Origin of the sequence: Protofrankia sp. CiT1 (genome assembly GCF_917627335.1) — a bacterium.
GTDB lineage: Bacteria > Actinomycetota > Actinomycetes > Frankiales > Frankiaceae > Protofrankia.
The window spans coordinates 31,346-33,182 of record NZ_CAKJTP010000021.1; the positions used below are offsets into that span (position 1 = coordinate 31,346).

The 1,837-nt window shown below is 65.7% G+C and carries 2 protein-coding genes; both read left to right on the forward strand.

Going from position 1 to position 1,837, the window contains the following annotated elements:
• Nucleotides 1-56 precede the first annotated feature (56 nt).
• Nucleotides 57-941 (forward strand): ABC transporter ATP-binding protein, encoded by an 885-nt coding sequence (locus MJ785_RS06090; protein ID WP_239380163.1) that lies wholly within the window; start codon nucleotides 57-59, stop codon nucleotides 939-941.
• Nucleotides 922-1,836 carry an ABC transporter permease gene (locus MJ785_RS06095; RefSeq protein WP_239380164.1) on the forward strand — a complete coding sequence of 305 codons (915 nt, stop codon included), beginning with the start codon at nucleotides 922-924 and terminating at the stop codon, nucleotides 1,834-1,836. Before MJ785_RS06090 ends, MJ785_RS06095 begins: the two co-directional genes overlap by 20 nt.
• Nucleotide 1,837: the final 1 nt, after the last annotated feature.

A 1,837-nucleotide genomic window follows, 5' to 3' on the forward strand; every position in this document is an offset into this window, starting at 1 on the left:
GGTTCCCGGTACACCGGGCCGGGAACCACCTGCCGCCGCAGTGAGGATGAACGCGCGTGAGTACGATCGAATTCCAGCACGTCACGAAGAAGTTCACCGTCCGGGCCGACGCGGGATCGCGTGGCACGACCACTGGCTTCACCGCAGTCTCCGGCGTGGACCTGGGCATCCGCAGTGGAGAATTCCTCGTTCTGGTCGGGCCGAGCGGCTGCGGTAAGTCCACCCTGCTCGACCTGCTCGGTGGACTGACCAGACCCAGCGGTGGACGCATCCTGGTCGACGGGGCTCCGGTCTCGGGCCCGGGTCTCGACCGCGGGATCGTCTTCCAACAGTATGCGCTGTTCCCGTGGCGGACCGCGCTCGGGAACATCGAGTTCGGCCTTGAGGCCAAGCGTGTACCGAGGTCCGAACGTTCCGTCCGGGCGAAGTCGTATCTGGACCTGGTCGGTCTCACCGGATTCGAACGCCGCTATCCCCATGAGCTGTCCGGCGGCATGAAGCAGCGGGTGGCGATCGCACGTAGCCTCGCCTACGATCCGGCGGTTCTGCTCATGGACGAGCCGTTCGCCGCGCTCGATGCGCAGACCCGCGAAACGCTGCAGGACGAACTGCTGCGGATCTGGGCGCAGACACGCAAGACGATCCTTTTCATTACGCACTCGATCGACGAGGCCGTGTATCTCGGTCAGCGGGTCGCCGTGATGACGTCGCGACCCGGCCGGATCAAACAGATCGTTGACGTCCCTTCCATCAGCGATGACAGCGGCGACCCCCGCTCCGACCCGGAGTTCGTGCGCTACCGGCACCTGCTCTGGGAGCTGCTCCACGACGAGGTCGCCAAGGCACAGCAGGCCGAACGCCGGGTCGACGGCGATCACGAAGCGGCTGGGACGAACGAGCATGACCGGAAAGAGGTGACCGGTGTCGGCAACCATCGATGAGACCATCGGTTCGACCGTGACCGTGACCGTGACCGCGATCGAGCCCTCGACCGCGACCGACGGTTCGATCGACCCCGATGAGCCCTCCGGGCGGCGCGGTCGGCGCGGTCGGCGATGGTGGGTCGCGCCGCTGCGGGTCGCGTCCGCCGTCCTGCGCCGCACCGCGGCAATCGTCGCCCTGCTGGCCGCGTGGGAGCTGCTACCCCGCTGGGGTGTTGTCGACCGGGTGTTCCTACCGCCATTCTCGGAAGTGATCAAAGAATGGTGGGTGCTGTTCAACAGCGGTGACCTCTGGGCGCACACCCAGGCCAGCCTGCAACGCACCGGGGCTGGTTTCGCACTCGCCGTCGCGATCGCGCTGCCGCTGGGCCTGCTGATCGGTTGGTTCCGGACGGTGGCGGAGGTCCTGAGCCCATTGCTGGAACTGTTCCGCAACACCGCGGCGCTCGCCCTCCTACCGGTGTTCGTGCTGATTCTCGGCCTGGGCGAGGCATCAAAGATCGGAATTGTCACCTACGCCTGCGTCTGGCCGATCCTGTTGAACACCATCAGTGGTGTCCAAAATGTCGACCCGCTATTGATCAAGTCTGCGCGGTCGATGGGCCTGTCGTCACCGCGGCTGTTCCAGAAGGTCATCCTTCCCGCCGCCGTGCCGACGGTCTTCACCGGCATCCGCCTCGCCGGGTCCTTCGCGATCGTGGTGCTGATAGCCGCTGAGCTGGTCGGCGCCAAGGCCGGGCTCGGCTATCTGATCAATTATGCGCAGTCCAACTTCGCCATCGAGGAGATGTACGCCGGGATCATCACGATCTCCGTGATCGGGCTCGGCATCAACCACCTGCTCCTAGCCGTTGAACGGCGGTTGTCACGCTGGCGAGTCACGCCTGACGCCTGAC